The sequence below is a fragment of the Shewanella sp. ECSMB14101 genome (assembly GCF_000773485.1).
Taxonomy (GTDB): domain Bacteria; phylum Pseudomonadota; class Gammaproteobacteria; order Enterobacterales; family Shewanellaceae; genus Shewanella; species Shewanella marisflavi.
Window position 1 is genome coordinate 1 of the sequence record NZ_JSFF01000053.1, and the last position, 1,617, is coordinate 1,617.

Consider the following 1,617-nt stretch of genomic DNA (forward strand, 5'->3'; position numbering starts at 1 on the left):
TATTAGTAGAATTAATGGGAAAAAACCGTTTAAAAAAAATATAATGTTATAAAATAATTTTTTTTTTTAAATTTATTATTTTAATTTTTAACAAAATATTATTTATTGAATAAATCAATAGTAAATTCTGCTCAATGAAAAATTAAATAGCCGATTAATCGCTAAGGTAGCATAATCACTTGTTTTTTAATTAAAAACTTGAATGAAAGGATAAAAAAATAATAAAACTAAATGTAATATTAAATTGAAATTTTAATTTTAATGAAAATATTAAATTTTTAATTTAGACGGAAAGACCCTAAAATTTCACTTTTTAAAAAGTTTTTTGGGATAAAATTTAATTTAAATATTTTAATTATATATTGAAAAGAACTTTTATTTAAGAATAGAAAAAAAAATACTTTAGGGTTAACAGGATAAATTTTAATTAAAGAACAAATTTATTGAATTTTTATTACCTCGATGTTGGTTTTATATAAACTTTAAATCGCAATAGATTTATTTAGTTAGTCTGTTCGACTAATAATTTATAACTTGAACTGAGTTCAAATCGGTGTAAGCCAGATTGGTTCTTATCTAATTAATATTAAATTTTTAAAAGTACGAAAGGAAAATTTAAATTATATTATATAATTTGATTATTTAATTTTGATTTCGAATCAAAAAAAACAAAAATCAAAATTTATTCTTTATAAAAATTTGACTTAAAATTAGATTTTAAACGTGAATTTAAAATAATTAAAACAATACCTATAATTCTTCTAAAAACTATTAAAAAAATTAAATTACAAAGAAAATAATTATTTATATTTATATAAATCAACAATATTAAAATTAATATTATAATGTCTAAAAGAATTATTATAAAAAAATTATTTTTTGAATTTATTATAATAAAAATAATTATTATTATTAAAAATAGAAAAATTCAGATTAAAAAATTTTTAAATCCAAATTAAAAAATAAATCTGTACTCTTTTTGAATTTACATCTTCAATGTAAATAATATAATAGAGTTTAATTATTAAAATAATAAAACAAAGTAAAAACTCCAATTCAAATATAATCAACAAAATGTCAATATCAAATTCTAAATTCAAAATTTAAATAAAAAATAAAATTATTATTATTTCTTTTAAATAAATAAAAAGAAAAAATTAAACCAATTAAACCTAAAATTACATGAGAAGCATGTAAAGAAGTAGTGAAAAGAAAAGAACTTCTAAAAATTCTATCATTAAAATTAAAATTTAACTTTAAAAAATAATTTCTCATTTCTAAAATTTGTATATCAATAAAAATTATACCTATAGTTAAACAAATAAATAAATAAAATAATCTTTTATATTTATAATTTTTAATCATTATATTATGACTAACTATAATAATTAATCTAGAGCTTAATAAAATACAAGTACCAAAAATAATTATTCTTGTTGGATTTGCTACCAAAACTCCTTTTGGAGGTCAAAAATTCCCTATAAATATATTAGGGGAATAAGCATTATGAATAAAACTTCAAAATAAAGAAATAAAAATTATTAACTCAGAAATAATAAATAAAAAAAAACCATTAACCAAAATATTTTTTTTTTTTGTACTATATTTACCAAAAAA

The 1,617-nt window shown here is 15.7% G+C and carries 1 pseudogene; it reads right to left on the minus strand.

Going from position 1 to position 1,617, the window contains the following annotated elements:
• Positions 1–1,083 precede the first annotated feature (1,083 nt).
• Positions 1,084–1,455 (minus strand): annotated as a pseudogene (locus NY07_RS19930) (cytochrome c oxidase subunit 3); the annotation flags it as partial.
• Between the last annotated feature and the right edge of the window lie 162 nt (positions 1,456–1,617).